The organism is Campylobacter concisus, assembly GCF_003049705.1.
Taxonomy (GTDB): Bacteria; Campylobacterota; Campylobacteria; order Campylobacterales; family Campylobacteraceae; genus Campylobacter_A; species Campylobacter_A concisus_AR.
Map to the genome: position 1 here is coordinate 109,408 of NZ_PIRF01000006.1, position 23,996 is coordinate 133,403.

Annotated in this window: 23 protein-coding genes; 16 read left to right on the plus strand and 7 right to left on the minus strand. The window is 38.0% G+C overall.

All coding sequences use genetic code 11. The features are described 5' to 3' along the window. Nucleotides 1–89 precede the first annotated feature (89 nt). Genes CVT05_RS07530 through CVT05_RS07540 form a run of 3 tightly spaced genes read left to right on the plus strand, consistent with a single transcriptional unit; the run spans nucleotide 90 to nucleotide 2,423 of the window. Entirely contained in the window at nucleotides 90–959 is an 870-nt protein-coding gene (locus tag CVT05_RS07530; protein WP_107698350.1) for a Gfo/Idh/MocA family protein, read from the plus strand. Next, the gene (hemH, locus tag CVT05_RS07535) at nucleotides 959–1,912 is read left to right on the plus strand and encodes a ferrochelatase (RefSeq protein ID WP_107698351.1); all 954 of its coding nucleotides are present in this window, start codon (nucleotides 959–961) and stop codon (nucleotides 1,910–1,912) included. The genes CVT05_RS07530 and hemH overlap by 1 nt, the downstream gene beginning before the upstream one ends. 49 nt (nucleotides 1,913–1,961) lie before the next feature. Further along, on the plus strand, nucleotides 1,962–2,423 hold the full coding sequence (locus CVT05_RS07540; RefSeq protein WP_103576938.1) for a response regulator: 462 nt from the start codon (nucleotides 1,962–1,964) through the stop codon (nucleotides 2,421–2,423). Nucleotides 2,424–2,476: 53 nt separating this feature from the next. Here CVT05_RS07540 and CVT05_RS07545 read toward each other — a convergent pair whose 3' ends face one another. Genes CVT05_RS07545 through CVT05_RS07560 form a run of 4 tightly spaced genes read right to left on the minus strand, consistent with a single transcriptional unit; the run spans nucleotide 2,477 to nucleotide 6,117 of the window. Beyond that, entirely contained in the window at nucleotides 2,477–2,944 is a 468-nt protein-coding gene (locus CVT05_RS07545; protein WP_103576937.1) for a phosphatidylglycerophosphatase A, read from the minus strand. A gap of 8 nt (nucleotides 2,945–2,952) precedes the next feature. Next, a complete protein-coding gene (locus CVT05_RS07550) occupies nucleotides 2,953–4,134 on the minus strand; it encodes a sulfate adenylyltransferase (RefSeq protein ID WP_107698352.1) in 1,182 nt (393 codons plus the stop codon). Continuing rightward, on the minus strand, nucleotides 4,112–5,002 hold the full coding sequence (locus tag CVT05_RS07555) for a response regulator (protein ID WP_107698353.1): 891 nt from the start codon (nucleotides 5,000–5,002) through the stop codon (nucleotides 4,112–4,114). Before CVT05_RS07555 ends, CVT05_RS07550 begins: the two co-directional genes overlap by 23 nt. Beyond that, nucleotides 4,999–6,117, minus strand: coding sequence for a bifunctional 2-C-methyl-D-erythritol 4-phosphate cytidylyltransferase/2-C-methyl-D-erythritol 2,4-cyclodiphosphate synthase (locus CVT05_RS07560; protein WP_107698354.1), 1,119 nt, complete (start codon nucleotides 6,115–6,117; stop codon nucleotides 4,999–5,001). The genes CVT05_RS07555 and CVT05_RS07560 overlap by 4 nt, the downstream gene beginning before the upstream one ends. Nucleotides 6,118–6,233: 116 nt before the next feature. Here CVT05_RS07560 and thiC point away from each other — a divergent pair, with 116 nt between their 5' ends. The 6 genes from thiC to CVT05_RS07590 all read left to right on the plus strand — a co-directional run bounded on the left by thiC (nucleotide 6,234) and on the right by CVT05_RS07590 (nucleotide 11,697). Next, a complete protein-coding gene (gene thiC, locus CVT05_RS07565; RefSeq protein ID WP_107698355.1) occupies nucleotides 6,234–7,565 on the plus strand; it encodes a phosphomethylpyrimidine synthase ThiC in 1,332 nt (443 codons plus the stop codon). Next, nucleotides 7,559–8,659: an Mrp/NBP35 family ATP-binding protein gene (locus tag CVT05_RS07570; protein WP_107698356.1), complete on the plus strand. Its 1,101-nt coding sequence runs from the start codon at nucleotides 7,559–7,561 to the stop codon at nucleotides 8,657–8,659. The genes thiC and CVT05_RS07570 overlap by 7 nt, the downstream gene beginning before the upstream one ends. Before the next feature lie 138 nt (nucleotides 8,660–8,797). Next, nucleotides 8,798–9,064, plus strand: coding sequence for an ACT domain-containing protein (locus CVT05_RS07575; RefSeq protein ID WP_107698357.1), 267 nt, complete (start codon nucleotides 8,798–8,800; stop codon nucleotides 9,062–9,064). A 9-nt stretch (nucleotides 9,065–9,073) separates the two neighbouring features. Beyond that, a complete protein-coding gene (locus CVT05_RS07580; RefSeq protein WP_107698358.1) occupies nucleotides 9,074–10,411 on the plus strand; it encodes a PFL family protein in 1,338 nt (445 codons plus the stop codon). Between the two features lie 104 nt (nucleotides 10,412–10,515). After that, on the plus strand, nucleotides 10,516–11,205 hold the full coding sequence (locus CVT05_RS07585; protein WP_107698359.1) for a cytochrome-c oxidase: 690 nt from the start codon (nucleotides 10,516–10,518) through the stop codon (nucleotides 11,203–11,205). A 156-nt stretch (nucleotides 11,206–11,361) separates the two neighbouring features. Beyond that, the gene (locus tag CVT05_RS07590; RefSeq protein ID WP_234400580.1) at nucleotides 11,362–11,697 is read left to right on the plus strand and encodes a hypothetical protein; all 336 of its coding nucleotides are present in this window, start codon (nucleotides 11,362–11,364) and stop codon (nucleotides 11,695–11,697) included. Nucleotides 11,698–11,899: 202 nt separating this feature from the next. Here the strand turns inward: CVT05_RS07590 and CVT05_RS07595 are convergent, their stop codons facing one another. Beyond that, entirely contained in the window at nucleotides 11,900–12,502 is a 603-nt protein-coding gene (locus CVT05_RS07595; RefSeq protein WP_107698360.1) for a YagU family protein, read from the minus strand. 162 nt (nucleotides 12,503–12,664) lie between these two features. On the opposite strand from CVT05_RS07595, the gene CVT05_RS07600 reads away from it, so the two are divergent. Both CVT05_RS07600 and CVT05_RS07605 read left to right on the plus strand, forming a co-directional pair. Beyond that, on the plus strand, nucleotides 12,665–13,864 hold the full coding sequence (locus CVT05_RS07600) for a 2,3,4,5-tetrahydropyridine-2,6-carboxylate N-succinyltransferase (RefSeq protein WP_107698361.1): 1,200 nt from the start codon (nucleotides 12,665–12,667) through the stop codon (nucleotides 13,862–13,864). Nucleotides 13,865–13,875: 11 nt separating this feature from the next. After that, nucleotides 13,876–14,370 carry a hypothetical protein gene (locus CVT05_RS07605; protein ID WP_107698362.1) on the plus strand — a complete coding sequence of 165 codons (495 nt, stop codon included), beginning with the start codon at nucleotides 13,876–13,878 and terminating at the stop codon, nucleotides 14,368–14,370. A gap of 385 nt (nucleotides 14,371–14,755) precedes the next feature. Here CVT05_RS07605 and glmS read toward each other — a convergent pair whose 3' ends face one another. Next, nucleotides 14,756–16,567, minus strand: a complete 1,812-nt coding sequence (gene glmS / locus CVT05_RS07610; RefSeq protein WP_107698363.1) for a glutamine--fructose-6-phosphate transaminase (isomerizing) — start codon at nucleotides 16,565–16,567, stop codon at nucleotides 14,756–14,758. Between the two features lie 2 nt (nucleotides 16,568–16,569). After that, nucleotides 16,570–19,065, minus strand: a complete 2,496-nt coding sequence (locus CVT05_RS07615; protein ID WP_107698364.1) for an HD domain-containing protein — start codon at nucleotides 19,063–19,065, stop codon at nucleotides 16,570–16,572. A gap of 110 nt (nucleotides 19,066–19,175) precedes the next feature. Between CVT05_RS07615 and mqnE the strand changes: the two genes are divergently transcribed. From mqnE to CVT05_RS07640, 5 genes are read left to right on the plus strand one after another with little or no spacing between them, the layout of a single operon-like run. After that, the gene (mqnE, locus tag CVT05_RS07620; RefSeq protein WP_107698365.1) at nucleotides 19,176–20,240 is read left to right on the plus strand and encodes an aminofutalosine synthase MqnE; all 1,065 of its coding nucleotides are present in this window, start codon (nucleotides 19,176–19,178) and stop codon (nucleotides 20,238–20,240) included. Between the two features lie 11 nt (nucleotides 20,241–20,251). Then, entirely contained in the window at nucleotides 20,252–21,544 is a 1,293-nt protein-coding gene (locus CVT05_RS07625; RefSeq protein ID WP_087578927.1) for an NCS2 family permease, read from the plus strand. A 12-nt stretch (nucleotides 21,545–21,556) separates the two neighbouring features. Next, nucleotides 21,557–21,997, plus strand: coding sequence for a phosphoribosyltransferase (locus tag CVT05_RS07630; RefSeq protein ID WP_021091484.1), 441 nt, complete (start codon nucleotides 21,557–21,559; stop codon nucleotides 21,995–21,997). Between the two features lie 9 nt (nucleotides 21,998–22,006). Further along, a complete protein-coding gene (locus CVT05_RS07635; protein ID WP_107698366.1) occupies nucleotides 22,007–23,224 on the plus strand; it encodes a glycosyltransferase family 39 protein in 1,218 nt (405 codons plus the stop codon). Then, nucleotides 23,225–23,926, plus strand: a complete 702-nt coding sequence (locus CVT05_RS07640; RefSeq protein WP_107698367.1) for a Tfp pilus assembly protein FimT/FimU — start codon at nucleotides 23,225–23,227, stop codon at nucleotides 23,924–23,926. The last annotated feature ends 70 nt before the right edge of the window (nucleotides 23,927–23,996 follow it).

Below are 23,996 nucleotides of genomic sequence, written 5' to 3' on the forward strand. Positions count from 1 at the left end.
ATTTTTGCTTAATATATTTTATAAATTTATTTGTTTAAAAGCGATTTGCAATTAAAATAGCCTAAAAATTTATAACTAAAAGGTCTTTAGTGAAACTCAAAATTGGCATTGTTGGATACAATCTAGTTGGCAAGCGGCACTATATGGAGCTGAGGCGTTCTGACAAATTTGAAGTTTGTGGAGTTTTTGATAAAGAAAATAGAGATGATGCTTGCAGAGCTCCGTTTTTTGATGAGTTTAAAAAATTTATAGAAGTTGCCCAACCGCAAGCTGTCGTACTTTGTTTGCCTCAACATGAGATCGTAGAGGCCTTTTGTCAGTGTGCAAAATATTGCCAAAATATCTTGATTTCAAGGCCAATATTTAAAAGTGTAAGCGAGCTAAAAGAGATAAAATATGCTTCAGTGGTAAACAAAGTAAGAGTTTGCACCGGCGTTGATGAGCGCTTTAACCCGACTATTGTTTCATTAAAAAAGGCACTTTTAAAAGAAGAAGAAATTTATAGCATTTCAATTGCGCATTTTAAACCACTTTGTGAGGGAAATATTATAAACGAGCTTTCGCTTTGCGATATAGACCTTGCGAAAAATTTAGTAGATAGTGAAGTCTGCAATTTCTTTTATACTCAGGCAAATAAAACCAATACCAAAATATGCGATAATGTTGGAATTAACATTAAAATGAAAAATCAAATTTTGGTGAGCATTACCGATTCGTTTTGTGGTTCATTAGAACGTTTTAAAATAGAAGTAAATGCCAAAGAAGGTGTTTATTTTGGCGATCTTATTGATTACAAACTTCACAGAGTAAATGAAAATGGTCAGATGAATTTAAAAACCGATCCTTTAAACAATGAAATAAAAGCTCAATATGATGCCTTTTATGATCTTTGTCAAAGCGGCGAAAGTAGCGAGCTTTCAAGCATTGATGATGCGATAAAAATTAAGGAGTTGTTTTGATGAAAAAGGCACTTTTGCTTTTAAATATGGGTGGGGCAAATAGCCTTGCTGATGTAGAAATTTTTCTAAAAAATATGTTTAATGACCCTTATATTTTAGGTATAAAGAATAAATTTTTAAGAAAATTTGTAGCTTTTATGATCACAAAAGGTAGGCTAAAAACGGCTAAGCATAACTACGAACAAATAGGTGGCAAATCGCCTATTTGCGAGCTTACAGCTAAGCTTTGCGATAAAATTTCAAGCTTACAAAATGAGTTTGATGCAGTTGATTTTGCGATGAACTATACTTCACCATTTGCAAAAGATGTGCTTAAAAAATACGAAAATTTTGATGAGATAGTGCTTTTGCCACTTTATCCTCATCATTCACAAACTACGATAACTTCAAGTTTAGATGATTTTAAAAAAGCAAAAGATGAGCTAGAGATAAAGGCTAAAATTTTGCTTTGCGGGCCATTTTATGATGATGAAATTTACAACAAAATCATAATCTCGCACATAAATGAAGCTATAAATAATATAGATATAAGCGATGTGGAGCTTATCTTTTCGGCTCATTCGTTGCCTCAAAAAATTATCGATAAAGGTGATGTCTACGAAAAGCATATAAATGAGCATGTGCAAATTTTAAGCAAAATGATAAAAGATAGCGGATTAAACTTCAAAGAGATAAATTTAGCCTACCAGTCGCGTCTTGGCCCTGTAAAATGGCTAGAGCCCTCACTAAATGAAATTTTGGCAAAGTGTAAGAGTAAAAAGGCTCTTATCTATCCACTCTCTTTTTGTATAGATAACTCTGAGACTATTTTTGAGCTAGTTATTGAGTATGCAAAGATCGCAAAAGAGCTAAATTTTAGCTTCTACAAGGTTGTTTGGTGCCCAAATTTTAGTGATGAGTTTGCTAGTTTTATCTTACAAAAAGCAAAAACAGCCAAAGAGACTAACTTTTAGGAATAAATCTTGCTTATAAAATATATCTCAATACAGTAAAAGGAGATATATGAAGGTACAAAATAACGACATAATCGATTATTTATTGCAATCAGGCTCAAGCAAAACTAAAGATAAAAAAAATAGTTTTGATGAAATTTTAAGCCTTGCTATGGATAAGATCGCAAGCGATGCAAAAATTTCAGATAAAGTTGAACAGTTTAAAAAAAGGCTTACTGAAATCGGCGCAGTTGGTTTTATAAGCGAGTTAAATTCTAACAAGATAGAAGAGAAAATAGCCCAAAAGAAAAAGGAGCTAACAGAACTTCTAGGTATAGATGATCCCGCAAAAACACAGGATCAAAAGAATGAGCTGCTTAAGATAATGGATAAAATTTTGAGCGATTATCGCAAAGAGCTAAATGTAGCACTTGCTAATCAAGCTCTGCTAGAGAAGCAAAAAAATCTTAATAGTAAAAGTAGTAACTCGGTTAATCTAAGTTCTGTTTTAAATGAGCTAGGACTTGCTTAAAATTTATATAAAAGATATTTAAGCCTATATAACTTTGCCAAAAATCTATATTTTTACGGCAAAGTTATGCCAAATTTTATAGCAGCCCCGTATATTATTGCGCTAATTATTCCAGCAAAAAAACCAGCTACCATATCATCGCCCATTACGCCAAGGCCACCTTTTACATTGCGGTCGATCCTGCCTATTATCGAAGGCTTTTTGATATCAAGCACTCTAAAAAGCATAAGTGAGAGTATGAGTTGAGAGATCGTAGCTCCACTAATGGCAATAGCAAGCCAAACTCCAGCAACTTCGTCTATAACGATAAAACTTTCATCGTGAGAATTTACCTTTTTTTCAAAATCATCAATAACACTAATGCTTACCAAAAATAGCAAAATACTAGCTAGAAAAAGCGTGGTTGATGATAAAAAATAAAGCACAAAATAAGCTACTACAGCGCCAGCAATAGAACCCCAAGTGCCAGGTGCTTTTGGTAAAAGTCCAAATCCAAAAAAAGTTAAAAATAGTTTTTGCATAAATTTCCTTAAGTCATCGAGGATGTTTGATAAAGCTTCATAAGCTCTTCGTAAAAGTCACGGTCAGTTTTGTTTTCAAGCAGTCCTGAATTTACAAAAAGATCATCGCAAAGCTTTTGCACGTCTTTGAAGCGATTTGTAAAGAGTTTGCTTAAAACTAGTGCAGAAAGTTCTGGCCTCACAAGAATGGCTGGTGGCATAATACCGTTAAATAGCAGCTCCTTGATAACATCTGGATGATATTTGATCTGATGGTGTTGTCCGTGCGGGCAACTTTTGGTACTAACTAGCGTCTTACACTTGTTGCAATAAACTAGCTCTGGCAGCACGATTACCTCTAAATTTAGGTCGTTTTTATAAATATCAAGAATCGTATGAGCTTCATTGTGATCAAAAAACATTCCAATTCCTGAGTGGTTTTGTCCGATGACTAGCTTATTTGCTCCAAATCTTGAAGCAGCGATGCATTCAAGTGTTGGGTTTGCATGTGAGCTAAAAAGAGTCGTATTTTTTAGAGCAAAGACAAAGACCTTTTTTATCGGTAAATAATTTTGTATAAAATAATCCAGCACTTGTTTTCTAATCTCGTAATCAACGTGCTTTTCTTCACGTGTTCGTATCAAAAAAATGATTACTAAATCAGCCTTATCAATAGTCATTCTAACAATGCGCTCGTGAGCTCTATTAAATGGATCAGCCGTTAAAAAGACAGCCGTTATCTTTTTAGCGCCATCTTCCTTTATTAGATCATTTAGTGCGTTTTTGCTTATTTGCATACTCTCATCATAAAGCTCAAATTCGCCGCTAATGCCGTATTTGCCTAAATTTAGCTCTTTATCATTACTGGCTTCATTTGCTAAAAATATATTTTTAGCCCTCATATTCTCGTCAAATTTAAAGACTTTAGCAACATTGATGTGTCCAACGATCTTACCATCAAGACTTAGATTTACCTTTTGTCCAGGAGTAAGCTTGCTAGCAATATTTTGATTTAGCTCGCCAAATGGAGCAAATCCAAAAGAATACGGCATCGGCTCGCCATTAAAATAGCCCTTTTTGCTCACCTCTTTTATCTGCTCATCATCCATAAGCGAGTCGTAATCTGAGAGAATCTTATTTTTTATTAGCTCCAAAGCACCAAAAACTTCGGTATTTATAGAAATTTCACTATTTTTTCTTGCTGACGTCATATTTCTTTCTCTTTTCCCAAAGTGATTTTCTAGAAATTCCAAGCTTCTTGCTAAGTTCTGTATCAGGGAATTTATCTTGATAATTAACGATTATGTACTTTATATATTCATCGATCGTAACGATCTCATCGATATTGAAATTTTTATCGCGTCCTGAAAGCTCAAGCTCGTCAAATGGTGCTTTTTGTGCAAAATCGTTAGTTGAGATCGCGACCTTTTTCTTTTTGCAAATTTCTAAAATTTTCTCTTTTTCTTCTTGTTTTAGCTCCTCTAAATTTGTCATATAGATTAGCTCATCACCATTTTTGGCTAGTGCCTTTTCAAGCTCAGAGAAACAGGCTTTGCCTAAAAATAAAAATGGTAATTTGCAAGTTTTTACATAGCTAAATATAAATTTATCGCTGTATCCGCTTTTACTTGATTTTAAAAGCAGTGGAAATTTTATCTTTTTTGCCTCAAAGCTAGAAATTTCATACTCTTTTAAAGCGTAATTTACGTAGCTTTCGTAATTTTTGATCTCGTTTTTGAAATTTCTAAATTCCTCAAAATGCTTTATCTTTCTAACTAGCTCTTCTATCATAAATGGCTTTTGGATGTAGTCAACCGCACCTGCTTGAATGGGTTTTAGCACAGTGTCGCTATTGATATAAGCGATTAGTAAGATGATGATGGAGCTTTTAAATTTTTCAATAACAGGGTAAAAATCCTGCCCTGGAAGTGTGGTAGAAAGTAACACTACATCGAAATTTTCAAACTTCAATGCCTCTTTTACGCTTTTAGCGATCTCGCAATCGTAGCCAAAATCAGCTAGTTTACTAGCCATCGAGCCAGCTAGGTAAATTTCATTTTCTACTATTAAAATTTTCATATTTGCTTCCAGTTGTAAAATTTAAGGCTTGCACTTGCCATTACGGCGATCCCTTCGCATCTGCCGACAAAGCCAAGCCCTTCAGTAGTCGTTGCCTTTACATTTATGTGGCTCTGGCTTAAATTTAGAGCTTTTGCTATGTTTACCTCCATTTTTGACTTTAGTTTTGAAATTTTTGGTTTTTGTGCCATTATCGTGATATCAGCGTTTGTTAGCACAAAGCCCACACTTTGCACCCTTTTGTAAGCTTCCTCAAGCAAGTAAATGGAGCTAATATCTTTAAATCTAGCGTCCGTATCAGGAAAAAGCTCGCCTATGTCTCCAAGCCCAGCAGCTCCCAAGATAGCGTCAGTTAGCGCATGAAGTGCCACGTCGCCGTCGCTGTGAGCTTTTAGCCCAAACTCATAGTCGATCTTCTCACCGCAAAGAATCAAAGGACGACCCTTTTCAAACTCATGCACATCAAAGCCGTTTCCAACAAAGACTTCAATTTCTGGCTCTTTTAAAGCAGGAATTTTGGCAAGATCCTCTTTGTAAGTGATCTTTCTTGCCATCTCATCACCTAAAATTTGCCAAACGCTCGCACCAATCGCTCTCATAGCCGAGCTATCATCTGTGTAAATTTCACCGCCGCTAAGAGCTTTTTTAAGAAGTGCTGTGCGAGAGAGTTGTGGTGTTTGGATAAGTTTTACCTTATCTCTATCAACCACATTTTCGCCAAGATAAGCGGTGTCTGCGATCTTTAGCGCTGGAACTACACAATCAGCCTGACTTGCTGCCTCTATAATCTTGTGAAAAAGTTCGCTTGAGATACAAGGACGAGCGATGTCGCTAACTAGGACAAATTCGCTACTTACTAGATCAAGTGCGTTTTTTAGGCTATCTTGCCTGGTTTCGCCGCCATCAACAAATTTATAATTTGGAGCAAATTTTGACATATATTTGCACTCTTTGCTAACGACAATTATCTCTTTAAATGTGTAAAAGTTACTCAAATTTTTAGTAGCAAATAGCCAAAGTGGATCGCTTCCTATTCGAAGCCATTGCTTCTTTACTGGTAGCTCAAAACGGCTAGAATTTCCTGCTCCAAGCATTATAAGTGATATATCAAGCAAGATAACTCCTTTGAAAATTGTTACAGAATTATACACCTCAAAACTTCAAAATTTCTTTTTAAAAAAGTAAATTTTTAAAAGCTTATTTAGTTAGTTTAAATCAAAAAAGGACTAAAATGAGGTTTTTAAAAATCAAAAAAAGGCCTTATATGAGAGATAAGACGCAGATGTATTATGCTAGGCGCGGCGAGATAACGCAAGAGATGAGCTATGTGGCAAGGATCGAAGGGCTTAGTGAAAATTTGGTGATGGATGAGGTGGCAAAAGGTAGCATCATCATCCCAGCAAATATAAATCATAAAAATTTAAAACCAATGGGCATAGGTAGAAAGCTAAGGACAAAAATCAATGCAAATATCGGCAACTCAAGCTTAAGCAGTGACATTTGCGCTGAGCTTAGAAAGCTTGAAATTTGCCTAGAATTTGGCGCTGATACGGTTATGGATCTAAGTACAGACGGCGATTTAGACGCTATTAGAAGTGCGATCATTGAGCATTCAAGCGTGCCAGTTGGCACAGTGCCTATGTATGAAATTTTAAAAGAGGCAAAAGAGGTTACAAATATCACAAATGAGCTCATTTTAGAGATACTTGAAAAGCAAGCGAAGCAAGGGGTTAGTTACTTTACGATACACGCTGGCTTTTTGCGCGAGTTTTTGCCGCTTGTTAAAAAGCGTAAAATGGGTATAGTAAGCCGTGGTGGCAGTTTGAGTGCTAGCTACATGTCAAAGCTAAATAGGCAAAATCCATTTTATGAAATTTTTGATCAAATTTTAGAAATTTGTGCAAAATATGACGTCTCACTCTCGCTTGGCGACGGACTTCGCCCAGGATGTATTTACGACGCAACAGACGAGGCGCAGCTTAGCGAGCTAAAGGTACTTGGAGAGCTTACGCTTCGTGCTTGGCAAAAAGATGTGCAGGTGATGATCGAGGGCCCTGGTCATGTGCCATTAAATCAAATTGAGTATAATATGAAAATCGAACAAGAGCTCTGCCATGACGCCCCATTTTACGTGCTTGGACCGCTTGTCTCAGACATAGGTGCAGGATACGATCACATCACCTCGGCGATTGGTGGCACGATGGCGGCATATCACGGCGCTAGCATGCTTTGCTACGTGACGCAAAAAGAGCACCTTGGCTTGCCAAATGAAAATGACGTAAGAGAGGGCATCGTAGCTCATAAGATAGCAGCTCATGCCGCAGATGTCGCACTTGGCAAAGCTGGAGCCATCGAAAAAGATCATGCGATGAGTGATGCTAGATATGCGTTTGACTGGAACAAGCAGTTTGAGCTTAGCTTTGATCCAAAGAAAGCTAGAGAGCTTCACGATGAAAGCTTGCCAGAAGATGCGTTTAAGAGTGCTCATTTTTGTTCGATGTGCGGACCAAAATTTTGTGCATATAAAATTTCAAAAGATCTAGAAAAAGGAGAAAAATGTTAAATAAAGAAGAGGTCTTAAATAGGCTAAAAGGTGTTATATATCCTGGTTTTGAAAAAAATATAGTTAGCTTTGGCTTTGTAAAAAATGTAGAAATCGGCGATAAAATTTTAATCGAAGTCGAGATCGTTAGCTCAAGCCCAGAGGTGGCAAACGAGCTAAAAACAGACATCAAACGTGTCATGGGCTCAAACGAGTATGTGCTAAATTTGATCCAGCCAAAGATACCTGAGGAGAAAAGTAACACTCAAAGTGGCAAAAACATCGCGCCTCAAGTTAAAAATTTCGTAATGGTAAGCTCAGGAAAAGGTGGCGTTGGTAAATCAACCACAACGCTAAATTTAGCCATCTCAATGGCAAAACTAGGCAAAAAAGTGGGAATTTTAGACGCTGACATCTACGGACCAAATATCCCAAGAATGCTTGGCGAAGTAAATACTCAGCCACAAGTCGTTGGTAACAAGCTAAAACCGATACTTAGCCACGGAGTTGAGATGATGAGTATGGGCGTTTTGATGGAAGAGGGCATGAGCCTCATCTGGCGTGGCTCGATGATAATGAAAGCGATCGAGCAGCTGCTAAAAGACGTGCTTTGGAGCGAACTTGATGTCTTGTTTCTTGACATGCCTCCAGGAACGGGTGACGCACAGCTAACTCTAGCTCAAAGCGTGCCAGTAACGGCAGGTGTCTGCGTCACAACGCCACAAGTTGTAGCGCTTGACGATAGTAAGCGTGCGCTTGATATGTTTGAGAAGCTCCACATCCCAATCGCTGGTGTCATCGAAAATATGAGCGGTTTCATCTGCCCAGATAATGGCAAAGAGTACGACATTTTTGGCAAAGGCACGACTGAAGAGATGGCAAAAGCTTATAATACTCAAATTTTGGCTGAAATCCCTATCGAGCCAGCTGTTCGCGTGGGCGGGGATAATGGTAAGCCAGTTAGCTTTTACGAGCCAAACTCAGTCACTGCAAAACGCTACGAGAGTGCGGCTGCTAGACTTTGGGAAGTGATAGAAAATATAAATAGTGATGGCGGAGCTGATAACTCAGCAATCCAACCAGTAAATGACGGCAAGAGTGCTTGCTCGAAGTAAAATTTACAAAAGATAAAATTTAGAGCAAATTTTAAAATTTGCCAGTTTGAATTTGGCTACCAAAATTTAGCTTTGCTTGATGCTTGGCTTAAATTTTGGAGCCAAAATGCAATCATTTAAAATTTAATAGGAGAAAACATGAAAGCGATCGTAACCGTAGTCGGAAAGGATAGAGTCGGCATCGTTGCTGGCGTCTCAGCAAAGCTTAGCGAGCTAGGGCTAAACATAGATGATATCTCACAGACTATTTTAGATGAGTTTTTTACGATGATGGCGGTGGTTTCAAGTAATGAAAATAAGGATTTTGCAGTCCTAAGAGAAGAGCTTAATAAACTTGGAGAGAGCCTAAAGGTAAAGATAAATATCCAAAGTTCCGCTATCTTTGATGCGATGCATACAATCTAAGGAAAAACAATGGACATCAAAAACGTAACCGAAACGATCTCGATGATCGAAGAGCAAAATTTTGACATCAGAACAATCACGATGGGCATTAGTTTGCTTGACTGTATCGATCCTGATATAAACAAGGCTTGCGATAAAATTTACGCAAAAATCACCACTAAAGCCAAAGACCTAGTCAAAGTAGGCAATGAAATTTCTGCTGAGCTAGGCATACCAATCGTCAATAAAAGAGTGAGCGTGACGCCTATCTCGATAATCGGCGCCGCAACGGACGCAAAAGACTACGTGATGATCGCAAAGACGCTTGATAGGGCGGCTATTGAGGTTGGTATTGATTTTATAGGTGGTTTTTCAGCTCTAGTGCAAAAGGGCTATCAAAAGGGCGATGAAATTTTGATAAATTCTATCCCGCAAGCACTAGCACAAACCGCAAAAGTGTGCTCAAGCGTCAATGTCGGCTCAACAAAAAGTGGCATAAATATGAGCGCAGTGCGTGACATGGGACGCATCATAAAAGAGACGGCGGCAGCATCAGAGATGGGCTGTGCGAAGCTTGTTGTCTTTGCAAACGCAGTCGAGGATAATCCTTTCATGGCTGGTGCATTTCATGGCGTGGGCGAGGCTGATGTGGTGATAAATGTGGGCGTTTCTGGTCCAGGAGTAGTAAAAAGAGCGCTTGAAAAGGTGCGTGGCGAGAGCTTTGACGTAGTAGCTGAGACTGTGAAAAAGACGGCATTTAAGATCACTCGTATCGGTCAGCTAGTTGGTCAAATGGCGAGCGAGCGCCTTGGGGTTAAATTTGGTATCGTCGATCTCTCTCTTGCTCCAACGCCAGCTGTTGGCGACTCAGTGGCTCGTGTGCTTGAAGAGATGGGGCTTGAGGCTGTCGGTACGCACGGCACGACTGCGGCACTTGCCCTGCTAAATGACGCAGTAAAAAAAGGTGGCGTCATGGCGTGTAATCAAGTTGGCGGCTTAAGCGGTGCATTTATCCCTGTTTCAGAAGACGAGGGCATGATAGCGGCCGTTCAAGCTGGCTCATTAAATTTAGAAAAGCTTGAAGCGATGACTGCGATATGCTCGGTAGGGCTTGATATGATCGCCATACCTGCTGACACACCAAGCGAGAGCATAGCTGCGATGATCGCTGATGAGGCGGCTATCGGCGTTATAAATCAAAAAACAACGGCCGTTCGAATTATACCTCTTGGACGTGAGGGCGATATGATCGAGTTTGGCGGCCTTTTAGGAAGAGCGCCTGTAATGAAGATAAATAAAGCCTCAAGTGCCGATTTCATCGCTCGTGGCGGACAAATTCCAGCACCTATCCATAGTTTTAAAAACTAATCTTCGAAGTCCGCTTTAAATTTGCGGACTTTTTCTTAAATTTATCCTAATCTTTTCAACTGCTTTTAGTTAGAATAATAAAAATTTTAAGCCAAGGAGCTAAAATGAAAATTTTATCACTGCTTACGGCGCTACTTTTTGGAGCGGTATGTGGCTTTGCAAATGATGGCAAAGTAAGAAGTATCGACATCTACGTCACGCTATACTACTCAGCAAATGCTGGCAAGGTGGAGTACGTCAAGGTCTATGACAAGATAGATGGGCTTTTAAAAAGTGGCAAAGAAGAGGACTTTAAAAAGGCTGAAAAGATCGTGCAAGACGCCCCACAAATGGTCTCTCCGATAACTCTTTTTGTCCTTTCAGCTCGCGCATACGATCTTGGACTTCGCGATGATGCGGTATTTTGGTTTTATGCGGCAAAAAATCGCGCGATCTTACTAAGAGGTGTTATAGACATGGAGGGCGAGAAATTTACTGACGTGGTGGCCGCGATAGGGGCGTTTATGAAGCTTGTTGGCGACGTGGTCAATCCTTATGCATTTTGCGATATCAAAAAGCAACAAGAGATCGCTGATAAAGCGCTTGAATGGACTAAGAAAAATGCCTATGAAGCGATGTTTTCGCCAGAATTTAGCTCGCCTCACGAAGATAGAAAAGCAGCCCTTGCAAAAGGCATAGAAAAGCTAGAAGCCCGCAATAAAAAGGAGAAAGATTACTTTTTAGACAAGGATAATCTCGCTAACTTTAAGGCTATGCGCAAGCAAAATGGTACTGATGAGAAATTTTGCTTTTAAGTAGCGAGAAAAACTGAAAATTTGCTTGTAAATTTAGCTTTTGCTTTATGCTAAAGGGCAAATTTACAAGCTATCTCTATTTTATGTCACGACAAATTTGCTTAAATTTGGCTCTTTTTCTTAAGAGTAGCAAAACTACAAAAATGAGAATAAAAAATGACTTTGAAATTTGGCGAACTTGAAAAAGTTGCAACAGATGGTGGCTTTATATGGTATGCCCAGACGTGGCTAAAAAGCGAAATTTTTGGCCAAGTGCTCTTTTGCCTTATCTCGGCAAATGGGGCAGACGTGGATGATGAGACGATTTTGCTTGTGCAGCGTATCGCTCAGGATATCGATCGGTACATAAAAGAGGGGCTTGCCTTTTTAAAAGATGAGCTTAGGCGAGGGTGCTTTTTGAGCAAGGACGAGCTTAAATTGCTTGACGTGCCAGTTTGCGACTTGCCTTTTAGCTCGCCTCAATGCACCTTTTATGCGCATGATAAGCAGTAGCTGATGAGATTTGCTGAGGGCGAGCTTGATATTTGTGAGCCTTTTGGTATTGGGGTGATTTTTGAAGGTGAAAAGCCACTTCGTTTAGAAAATTTAGAGCTTAGCCAGGAGTGCTAATCGCGGATAAATTTTTGCTTTTAAATGGTGAGATAAATTTGGTTGCTGTTTTAGGTTTTTAGCCCAAAACAGCAAAAATTTGCACTTATGCGTTGCAGCAGCAATAATCACTTGGATCTTTTTCTTTTGTTATCCTAGCTCTTAAGTCGTGACGGATGATCTCTATCGACCAGAACCATATCATGTGGCCGACAAATTCAGATACATGCTCGTACCAAGGAAGTGTCCAAAGTGGTGGAGTAAGCCCCAAAATAGGTAGTGTGATCACGTGAACAGCGATATTTACGATAACGCCAACTAGTAAGCCTTGCCATATTGTAATCTTTGGAAATTTCTCAGCCAAAACACAATAAGCAACCGCAAAAACGATCGAAAATAATATATGCGTCATCATTACGTAGTTAAATGCATGCCCTGCAAACTCGTAAATAGCGGCATTTGGATCGGCTACGCCCAAATAATCCCTTAAAAATACATAAGGCGGATTTAAGAAATTTCTAGAGCAATCGATTGCATCGGCTGCTCTAATGGCACTCTCTGGTCCGCAAGCAGCGTTAAACATATCCATCGGACTTCTTGGAGGAAGCGGAAATTCTGCTCCCCATTTGACAAAAGCTGAGACAATGCCAGCGATAAGGCCGATTAACGCAGCCAGAGCAAATCTAGGTTTTGTTACTAAATTTGACATTTAAACTCCTTCTTTAAATTTGCAAAATCTTATTGCAATTTACTTTATGATAAGATTAATCATTATTAAAAATATAAAAATATTTAAAAATCTTAATGGACTTAAAATCATAAAATTTTTAGCCATTTTTGGCTAGACTAAGAAAAATTTAAAGGAGAATAGATGTCTAAAGAGTTTAAAGATGCAAATGAATTTAAGGAATTTTTTGAAGAATTTAGAAAAAAAGATGGCTACAAAGATCCGCTTGCTTTTGGTATCGCTAGGATCGATCGCGGACAAAAAAATACAGATAAAATTTTGCAAGCGACTTTTGCTGTTGTAAATTACAAAGAGAGCTTTTTAAGCGCAGCCGCTTATATCTATGCCTTGCAAAAATGTGATGTTAAGGTTGATTTTAACGGCTCTGAATTTGTAGCCGATCTTACTCCAAAAGTGGTAAAAAAGGCTAGCAAGCTCTTTAGCGTCTTTGAAAAAGAGATAAGCTCTCATAAAAATGTACAAAATTTGCATGCCGTAAAAATGGCATTTGATGACGATCTTGAACTAAATGAGAATAAATTTAAACTTGTGTTTTTGTTTAACGATGCAAAACCACTTAGCGTAGAGGCCGTATATCTCAAACTTTACTTGATCTCGCTTGGCAAGGTCGCACCTAGGACGATCGTGCTTGATGGAGCTTTTGGTGTGTTACCAAATGTTGCATGGACTAGCCAAAATACGCCAATCGAGCTTGAATGGTTAAGAGAAAATGAAATTTCTCTAAAGATGTTTGGCGAATATCCAGCGATCGTTAGCGTCGATAAATTCCCAAGATTTTTAAGCCATATCATTCCAGCTGATAATACGAGAATTTTAGACTCAGCCAAGGTTCGCATGGGTGCTGCTGTGCATCCTGGCACAGTCGTTATGCCTGGTGCTGCCTACATCAACTTTAACGCAGGTACAACCGGTGGCGTGATGGTTGAAGGCAGAGTCAGTAGCTCTGTCGTAGTGGGCGAGGGTAGCGACGTAGGTGGCGGAGCTAGCATACTTGGCGTGCTAAGTGGCACAAACGGCAATCCTGTAAGCATCGGCAAACACTGCTTGCTTGGCGCAAATTCAGTCACAGGCGTACCTCTTGGCGATAACTGCATCGTGGATGCTGGCATAGCGGTGCTTGAGGGCACAAAAGTCTATATATCAGCTAACGAGCGCGAAAAGCTAGCTAAGCTAAATCCAGAGTTTAAATTTGAAGCTGAAATTTACAAAGCACTTGAGCTTGGCGGGCTAAAAGGACTTCATTTTAGACAAAATAGCCAAACAGGTCAGATCACTGCAAGTGCGAGCAAAAGGGCGATCAAGCTAAATGAGGCACTTCATTAAAAGGAGCTAGCATGAAAGTTGGCATTTTGATGTTTGACAAGCTAAATCTACTAAGCTTTTCCAAAATTTATGATTTTTTACATAAATTTGAGGATTTTAATATCAAGACTTACGCACTAAAGCCTGAGATTGTCGATGAATTTGGCGTCAGGCTTCATCCAGAAATTTATGCTGAAAGTCTTTATGGTGTGGATATCTTAGTCGTGCCAGATGGCGTTGGAGCACTTGGATTAAGATACGATGAGATATTTTTAAGCTGGGTTAAAAGCTCAGCGAGTGCGAAATTTAAGATAGGTTTTGACCTTGGCGTATTAATCCTTGGTGGTGCTGGATTTTTAGAAGATAGAGAGGCTTGTATAAGGGGCGGATACAAAAACGCACTTAGTGACTACTGCGATGTTAATGATGCCAAGATGTGCGAAAGTAGAGGTGTCATAAGTGTTAGTGAATTTGATGATAGAATCAAAGAACAGCTGACAACGATGCTGGGTAAAGATAAAATTTAAGAGTCTTGAGCCTTAAAATTTTTTAGTTTAGTGGGTTAGAAAAAGGCTTTAATATAACGCTTTTAATTAAACATCTCTTTTGCGCTTAAAGAGAAAATGCCAACAAGATCGACAACATCTACTTTTTGATTTTTAATATCGTGCATCATTTTAAAATGCTCAAGTGTGATATTCTTATTCTTTTTACTTAACTCATTAAGTTTTTAGTCACATCAAAAATGATATCTATGCCACCATTTTTTATTGTCATAGTAAAGTATAAAATTTTAAACTAAAGCTAGACAAATTTTAGCTGGGTTGCGCTCTTGCAAGAACAATATTTCATAAATTTTAATGCAAAATATCAAATAAAATTTAACTAGCCAGTGTTTGCTGGCCAGTTAAATTATTCGACAGTCACGCTTTTTGCGAGATTTCTTGGCATATCGACGTTGTTGCCAAGTCTAACAGAAATTTCAAGAGCAAGTAGCTGAAGTACAAGCATCATCTCGAAAAATTCACTCATATAGTGATCTTGAACGCTTGTTTTTACGTAGTCATCGCTTAGCTCAAACTCAAGTGGGCTTATCGCCAGGATGTAAGCATCTCTTGCGGCAAGCTCTTCGACGTTGCTTTTTGTTTTTTCGTAAAGTAAATTCTGAGGCATTAAAGCGATCGTAAATAGCTTCTCATCTGCAAGCGCGATAGGGCCGTGCTTCATCTCGCCTGATGGATAGCCCTCGGCGTGAAGATATGAAATTTCTTTAAGCTTTAACGCGCCTTCTAATGCTAGCGGATAGAAGATATCTCTACCGATAAAGAAGAAACCATGACCGTGCAAATAATGCTTGCTTAGGCGGTGAAGCTTCTCTTGAAGAGAGTTATTGATATTTAAAATTTGTGGGATGTGAAGAAGCGTTTTGATCTCGTGATCAAGCTCTTTTTTACTGATAGACTCTTTTGCTGCTGCCATTTGAAGCACAAGCATCCAAAGCACGATGATCTGCGTTGCGAAAGCTTTTGTGCTTGCCACACCTTTTTCGATGCCAGCGCGAGTTAGAAGTGTATTATCAGCTAGTCTAACGATAGATGAGTTATCGACGTTGCAAATCGCAAGCGTTCTAAGCCCAGCTTCTTTAGCTATTCTAAGTGCCTCAAGAGTGTCGGCTGTCTCGCCACTTTGTGAGATGACGATAAAGAGCGAGTTTTTGTTTAGATAAGGCTTTCTGTATCTAAATTCGCTTGCTACTTCGACCTTTGTTCTAACTTTAGCAAGTCTTTCAAAGAGATAGCTTGCAGTTAGCGCTGCATGGTAGCTCGTACCACACGCACAAAGCACAACATCATCGATACTTTTTAGATATTCATCGTCTAAATTTTCAAGGGTGACTTTGTGGTTTTTGACTCTGCCCATGATGGTTTCAGATACGACCGCACCTTGCTCGTAAATTTCTTTCTCCATGAAAAATGTGTATCCCTCTTTTTGGGCATAGCTTTTGTCTTTTGGCAGAGCGTTAAAGGTTATGCTTGCCTTTTTGCCATGTTTAAAAACGGCAATCTCGTCTAAGCTCACGTAGCCATAGTTGTTGTCATCTAAATATGCCACCTCTGTTGCATTGCCAATAAGTGGAGCGTCAGATGAAGCAAAATATAGCTCTTTTTCATTACTCTTTCCTATTGCCATAGGAGCAGCATCTTTTGCAAAAAATATCTTATCAGGTGCAGTTTTTGTGATAAGTAGCGTCGCGTATGCACCTCTTAGTTTTGTGATAGTCGCCTCATAAGCTTTAAACGGGTCTTTTTTCTCTTTTAAAATTTCTTCAAAAAGGTGCACGATCACCTCAGTATCGGTTTGGCTGACAAATTTCACGCCTTTTGCTTCAAGCTCATCTTTAAGCTCTTTGTAATTTTCGATGATGCCATTGTGAACGACAAATGAGTGCTCGCCAAGGTGCGGGTGAGCATTTATCTCAGTTGGTTTGCCATGAGTTGCCCAGCGTGTATGACCTATCGCGACGCCAAAGCCCTCTGATGTAAAGTCCTTTGTCTTTAGGGCTAAATTTTCAAGCTTTCCAACAGCTTTAAAAAAATCGATCTTGCCATCACTCATTACAGCCATACCAGCACTGTCGTATCCGCGGTACTCAAGCTCTTTTAGACCGCTTAAGATGACCTCTTTTTTCTCTTTATCTCCGATGTATCCTACGATTCCACACATGTTTACTCACTTATTAATAAATTTAATATCTCTTCACCTTTGCTCTCAAGTCGCTCGTTTTTCTCGATCAAAAAGAGATTTCTTGTTCTATTTTTGACCGTTTGGATTCTAGCACTCGTGACTTGAAAATGAAGCCTGTCAAAAACACTCATCACATAAGCCATTAGCCCGCGCTGATCTTTTGCGTTGATGCTAAGTTTGGCGTAATCTTTTGAGTGATTTAGCTCGAAGTTTATCTCATCTTTGTTAATGTTTGGTTTCAAAGGCTCTTTTAGAACCTCGCTATTTAGGGATTTTAGAGCTAAATTTTTAGTATTTTCAAGCTCCTCTTTTTTAACATTTTGGTTAAAATCAAGCCTGATATAAAATTTCTTCTCAAATAGCTCAAAAATTTCCATGTATGCAAGGTCAAATTTAGCAAATTCATAGAGCAGGGCACTTAAATTTAGACTCTTTTTTGTATAGATCTGAATGCTTAAATTTTTAGAGTTATTTATAAAAATTTCTGTCGCATCTAAGCTATCTGCGACCTTGCTTAAATTTATGATCTCACTCGCACTATATTTTATAAAGACAAGATTTGATGTAATTTTAAAAATTTTATCTTGCAAGCTTGGTTCAAGCGCCAAAAACTCGCTATTTCGTTTTATAGACTGCTCTTTTTTTACGCGCCTTGTCGCTTCATCTAGTAAATTTTCATCGCTAAATGCACTAAGAGAAATTTCATAAAGTTCCCTTAAAAGCTTTGCTGTGTAGGCATTATAGAGCCTCTCGTTTGTCGCATTTATCACGCAGTAGCTAAGGATGTAAAGTAGCTTTAAGACCTGCTTATCGCCTAGCTTTGAGATGAAGGCAAATATGACGCGTTGCGAATAAATGTCCTCTCTGTTTGAGACGTTGCTCATTAGCGTGTGGTATTTTATCAAGATGACGCCGATATTTACGGCTTTTTGGCTTAAATTTAGCTTGTTTGCATAGGCTCTAAAGATATTTGCGCCGATATTTGCGTGGTCTTTGCCAAGCCCCTTGCCAACGTCGTGCATTAAAGTCACGATTTTTAGCATCGTCTTGCCCTCCAAACAAAGCTCGGTATAGAGATTTTTTATAAATTTATCTTTTATATTTTCAAGAAATTTTACACTTAAAATGCTATGCTCATCGACCGTAAATTCGTGATAGCCGTCGTACTGAGCTAGCTGACTGATGTGCTCCATTGGCTTTATTAAAATTTGTATCATTTGCGCATCGAGCAATGACTTTAAAATTGCGTAGGAATTTTTTCTTAAAAATATCTTTTTAAACTCGCTTATAGCACGCTCTAAGCCACTTTTTGTGATGATGGCTCGCTTGATGTAAAAGATCGCGCTTATATCAAATTTATAATCAACATCTTTTAGTTCTAAAAGCTCGGTTATTAGATTTTCAATGAGAGCTGGCTTTTTATGAAGTGGCACGTAAATAACGCCATTTATCTCGTAAAAGCCATTTTTTAGCCTTGCAAATTTTCTCTGATCAAAATTTAGCTCACTTTTGAAAAATGGCCTGCAAAGAGAAGCGACGATAAACCTCGAATAAATGGCGATATTATTCATCGAGCTTAGCATCTTTTGGCTGATAACGCTTTCGTTATCTTGAAGCTTTTTAGACTTTGTTTGCATGAAATTTGTCGTGATTTCAACGCTTGAAGCGCTAAAAGTATCAGAATTTTGCGTCAAATTTAAGGCAGTTAGTAGGCTTAGTAAAAAGTCCACATTTAGGTTAAAGCTAGCGATCTCTTTTTCATTCATCACTTTTAGGGCTTGTGATCTAACTGAAATGTCGCTATCTAGGCAGTTTAGTATGCAGTTTAGGTGATAAATTTCATCTATCCCGCCAAAGCCACTTTTTAAATTTGGCTCTTGGGCTAAGTAGCTGATGCTATAAAACGGCAAAAATGCCTTTAAATGGTAGTTTAAAAAGGCTTTTTTATCAAATTCTTTTAATTTTACGATCTCACTTTTTACTAGGCGGTAGAGGCTTTTTGAACCACAGATATATCGGACTTGCGATGTCTCGCTTTTAAATTTGAGATCGTCTTTATAATTTGTAAAAATTTCATCTATTTCAACACTTTTTATATAAAAATTTATTCCAGAGCTACTTAAAATTTCGCTAAATTCCTTTAAGAAATTTTTTATATTGTAGCCTTTTAAATTTTTATAAACTAGTAAAATTTCAAGCTCACTATTTGCGCTAAGTAGTGTTTGGGCGTATTTTCCAGTAGCTAGAACGCTAAAAGCAAAGCTGTCATTTTGCGGTACAAAATCATCAAAAAAATCTCGCATAGTTTCATTTAAATAAGATTTTATAAAATCATCATATTCTTTGGCTAAAAAATTTGCAAAATTTCTACCCTGATTTTTTTGAAAATGTTTTGGTAAATTTGCCTTAAAATCAAGAAATTTCTCTTTGATTTTTAAATAATTATCGCTATTTTTGGTACTTTTATCGGCCAGCATTTAATGTTTCCATTGTTAAAAATATCTTGGCAAATGTTACATAATTTTTGCAAAAACAAAGCTTTATTTGCCTATAATGAAGCCTTAAGTTCAGCTTTAGGACGATAAAGATAATGAATCTATTACAAAAACTAGAAAGTGGCGAGAGATTAAGCAAGCAAGAGGCTTTTTCGCTTTATGAGCTTGATCTTTTTACCTTGGCTAAATTTGCCGACAAAAAGCGCAGAAAACTGCACGGCAAAAAGGTCTTTTTTAATGTAAATCGCCATATCAATCCAACAAATATTTGTGCTGATATTTGTAAATTTTGCGCATTTTCGGCTCACAGAAAAAATCCAAATCCATACTTAATGAGCCACGAAGAAATTTTAAAGATCATTGATGAGAGCGTAAGCCACGGCGTAAAAGAGATACACATCGTATCAGCTCACAACGCAAAAAGTGGCTGGCAGTGGTATTTAGAAATTTTTAAAAAGATAAAAGCAGCTCATCCAGAGCTTCACGTAAAGGCGATGACGGCAGCTGAGATCGACTTTTTATCAAGGCATTATGGCTTAAGCTACGATGAGGTGATAGAAAAGATGCTCGAATACGGCGTCGATAGCATGCCAGGCGGCGGGGCTGAAATTTTTGATGAAGAGGTCAGGGCTAAAATTTGCAAAGGCAAGGTAAGTAGCGAGAACTGGCTAAAGATCCATAAAATATGGCACGATCACGGCAAACAAAGCAACGCAACGATGCTTTTTGGTCACATAGAAAGCCGCGATAACAGGATTGATCACATGCTAAGGATTAGGGACTTGCAAGATGAAACTGGCGGATTTAACGCGTTTATCCCACTAGTTTATCAAAGAGAAAATAACTACTTAAAAGATGTGAAATTTCTAGGATCGGCTGAAATTCTAAAGACTATGGCGATATCTCGTTTGGTGCTTGATAACGTCCCACACATTAAAGCTTACTGGGCTACTTCGACGCTAAATTTAGCGATGATCGCTCAGGAATTTGGCGCTGATGATCTTGATGGCACGATAGAAAAAGAGAGCATACAAAGTGCAGCCGGCGCAAATAGCGCAAATGGCGTTACACTAAAGACATTTTGCGATCTCATAAAAACATCTGGTTTTACGCCGGTTGAACGTGATAGCTTATATAACGAACTTAAAATTTACTAAAGGAGCTTGGGGTGAAATTTTTTGACTTAGCACAAAACAAAACGAGTGTGAAGCAGGAATTTGGAGCGGGACTTACGACATTTTTGGCGATGATGTATATCGTGCCGGTAAATGCGATCATTATGAGCAAAACTGGCATGCCTTATGAGGCGCTAATAACGGCAACTGCACTAATTACCATATTTTCTACTGTATTAAATGGCCTTTGGGCGAACACGCCAGTTGCGATGAGCGTTGGCATGGGGCTTAACGCTTATTTTACATTTGGTCTTTGCATCGGCATGAAAGTGCCTTGGCAAACGGCTCTTGGTGTTGTTTTCTTAAGCGGCGTGATATTTGTCGTCTTGTCTTTTACAAATTTTAGAATGTGGATAATAAGATCTATCCCGCTTGATCTAAGAAGAGCGATAAGCGCTGGCATAGGCACCTTTATCAGCTTTGTCGCGTTTCAGCAAATGGGCTTTATCGTAAATAGCGACGCAGTTTTGGTTGGCATAGGAAATTTCAAAGATCCAAACGTACTTCTTGGTGTTTTGGGATTATTTTTAGTTATTTGCTTTTGGGCGTGGAAGATAAAGGGCGCGTTTATCCTAGCTGTGCTTGCTACTTCAGTGATAGCTTGGGTGCTTGGTATCGCTCCTCATCCAACAGAAATTTTCTCAACTCCAGCCTCTATCTCTCCGATATTTTTAGAGCTTGACATAAAAGGTGCGCTTAGCCTAGCCTTGCTGCCAGTTGTTATCACATTTTTTGTGACCGATCTTTTTGACTCGATAGGCACACTAGCTGGTGTAGGCACGAGGGCTGGAATTTTTGATGAAAACAAAAAAGATGGCGTCGTAAAACTTGAAAAAACTCTTGAAGCTGACGCTATTGCTACGGCGGCTGGCTCACTTGTAGGTGTAAGTACGACTACATCGTTTGTAGAGAGTGCTAGTGGTGTAGAAGAGGGCGGTAGAACCGGTCTAACGGCTGTATTTTGCGGACTTTTGTTTATACTTACACTCTTTATGTTGCCGCTTTTTAAAGCTATCCCTGGCAATGCCATCTATCCGATCCTTGTAATGGTTGGCGTGCTTATGTTTGCTGAGCTTGCTAGTATAAATTTCAAAGATCCAGCCATTGCAGTTGCGACATTTTTCATAGTTGTACTCATACCACTTACTTATTCGATCACAAACGGCCTTGCATTTGGATTTATGTCATACGTAATAGTTAAGCTCATAAAGAGAGAATTTAGCGATATAAATTTAGGCGTAGTCGTACTAGCGCTCATTAGTTTCATCGTATTTTTAGTGCATTGATAAGGAAGAAAGATGATATTTTATAGCTACGATGAATTTGCTGTTGATGCTAAAAAGATGGCAAAACAGATAAAAGATGAATTTGATCCAGAGGTGATACTAGCTGTGGCAAGAGGTGGTCTAACGCTTGGCCACTCGCTAGCTGTTGCGCTTAATAATAGAAATTTATTTACCCTAAATTCTATCCACTATGAAGATACAAACAAGCTTGATACGATTAATATCTTTAACGTGCCAGATCTTAGCAAATACACTAAAATTTTGCTCGTCGATGACATCATCGACAGTGGAGAGAGCATGGTCGAGATAAAAAGGGAACTGCTTAAGCGTTATCCAAATTTAGATATAAAAATAGCAACTGTCTTTTATAAAGAGAAGGCTCTGCTTTTGCCAGAATTTAAGGTAAAAGAGGCTCACGATTGGATCGAATTTTTTTGGGATATACATATTTAAGGAAAATTTTTGCTAGATAAATTTAGGGAATTTGTTGGACATCACGTCGCCTTTAGCGTATTTTTAATATGTTTGATTGATTGTATATTTTTACTTTATACGGCAAATTCTCTTAGTATAAGTTATAGTGAAGCTGAAATTTTTTTTAACAAACAAAATTTTCTTAGCCATGTTTTAAACTTAAGCGTTCAAATTTTTGGTCAAACAGATATTGCTCTAAGATCTGTGATGATCGCGTTTCATGTCATAAGCGTCGTTTTAATGTACAAGATAAGCAAATTTTACATTAAATTAGAGTTTGACAGACTTATTGCGGTATTGCTTTTTATCTTACTTCCTGGCACGCTAGCTTCAGCCCTTATCGTCAATAATGCTGGGCTTTGTGTTATGCTGGCGCTCCTATGTATATACTTTTTTCATGTTAAAAATAAAATTTTATTTGTAGCATTTTTTTGCATTTCTTTTTTTATAGATGGCGATTTTTTGATATTTTACGTAGGATTTTTTATATTTGCACTTTATAAAAGAAGGCCTCCGCTTGCTTTGCTAAGTGCTATTTTATTTTTACTAACACTTTACTTTTTTGGTTTTGATACAAATGGTAGGCCAAGTGGGCACTTTATTGATACTTTTGGTATCTTTGCCGCTGTTTTTTCGCCGTTTATTTTTATCTTTTTTGTCTATACGATTTATAGAATTTGGGTTAAGGAAAAGAAGGATCTTTTATGGTTTGTTGCGATTTGTTCGTTTTGCTTTTGTATGATAGTCTCAGTGCGCCAAAGGCTAGAGCTTGAGCAGTTTTTGCCGTTTTGCGTGATCGCAACGCCACTTATGGTAAGAGTATTTTTTAATTCGTATCGCGTAAGATTGCCAAAATTTAGAAAAGGCTATAAAATTTGTACGACTTTAGTGATGCTTTTTTTAGCCTTAAACTGGTCGATGATCGTATTTAATCAAATTTTTTACCTATTTTTAGACAACCCAACAAAGCATTTTGTATATAAATTTGATGTTGTAAAAGAGCTTGCTGCTAAATTAAAAGAAGCGGAAATCAAGGATTTATACACAGATAATAAAAAGCTTGCATTAAGACTTAAATTTTATGGTATAGATGTAAGAGATGAGTCTAAAAATTTATTAGTAAGCGCCGATCTAGATGGAGAATCAAAATTTTGCATAGAAAAAATGGGAAAAGTAATTGCAAATTTTGACGTAAGAGGCAGATAGATGCATAAAAACAAGGGTTTTACTGTTATAGAGCTTATCTTTGTAATCATTGCCGTTGGCATACTTGCAGCAATGATCATACCAAGGCTAGAAATAAACGGAGCCAGAGAGGCAGCTACACAGATGCTAACGCATATAAGGTACGCCCAGCACCTTGCCATACAAGATGATAAATTTGTACATTCAGAAAATGAAAAATTTTGGTTTAAAATGAGATGGGGGATAGCTATTAATGACACTAGTTTGCAAGAGTGCTCTGTAGATGAGCCTGGGGTTAAATCTTGGAAGTATAGTATTTTTTATGATAAAAGAGGTAGTGGTAAGAAATTTAGTGGTAATCTAAATTCCAAAGAAGAGGTTGCCATCGATACACAAAAATCAAACAAATTCTTAAGTGCGGGCTGGAGAGGCATTCCTCAATCCTATTGCAATAAGATTAATACAGATTTAAATATCGAGAAAAAATATGGCATAAAATCAGTTAAATTTGTCGGTAGTTGCGGAAAAGGCAAAATGCAAACTATTGATTTTGACGAATTAGGTAGGCCCATGAGAGTGGTGAGTGTTACTAACAATAAAGGAGCAAAAAGGCCTTATTCAAGACTACTAAAAGGTGATTGTAAGATAATTTTAACAGATAAAAATAACAATGTAGCCTCTATAAATATAGAAAAAAGAAGTGGATACGCATATATAAACTAAACCCTATAAACCTATAATAAAAATACATAACTTAAAATTTTTAATCGCCAACAATTTTTTCTCAAATTCC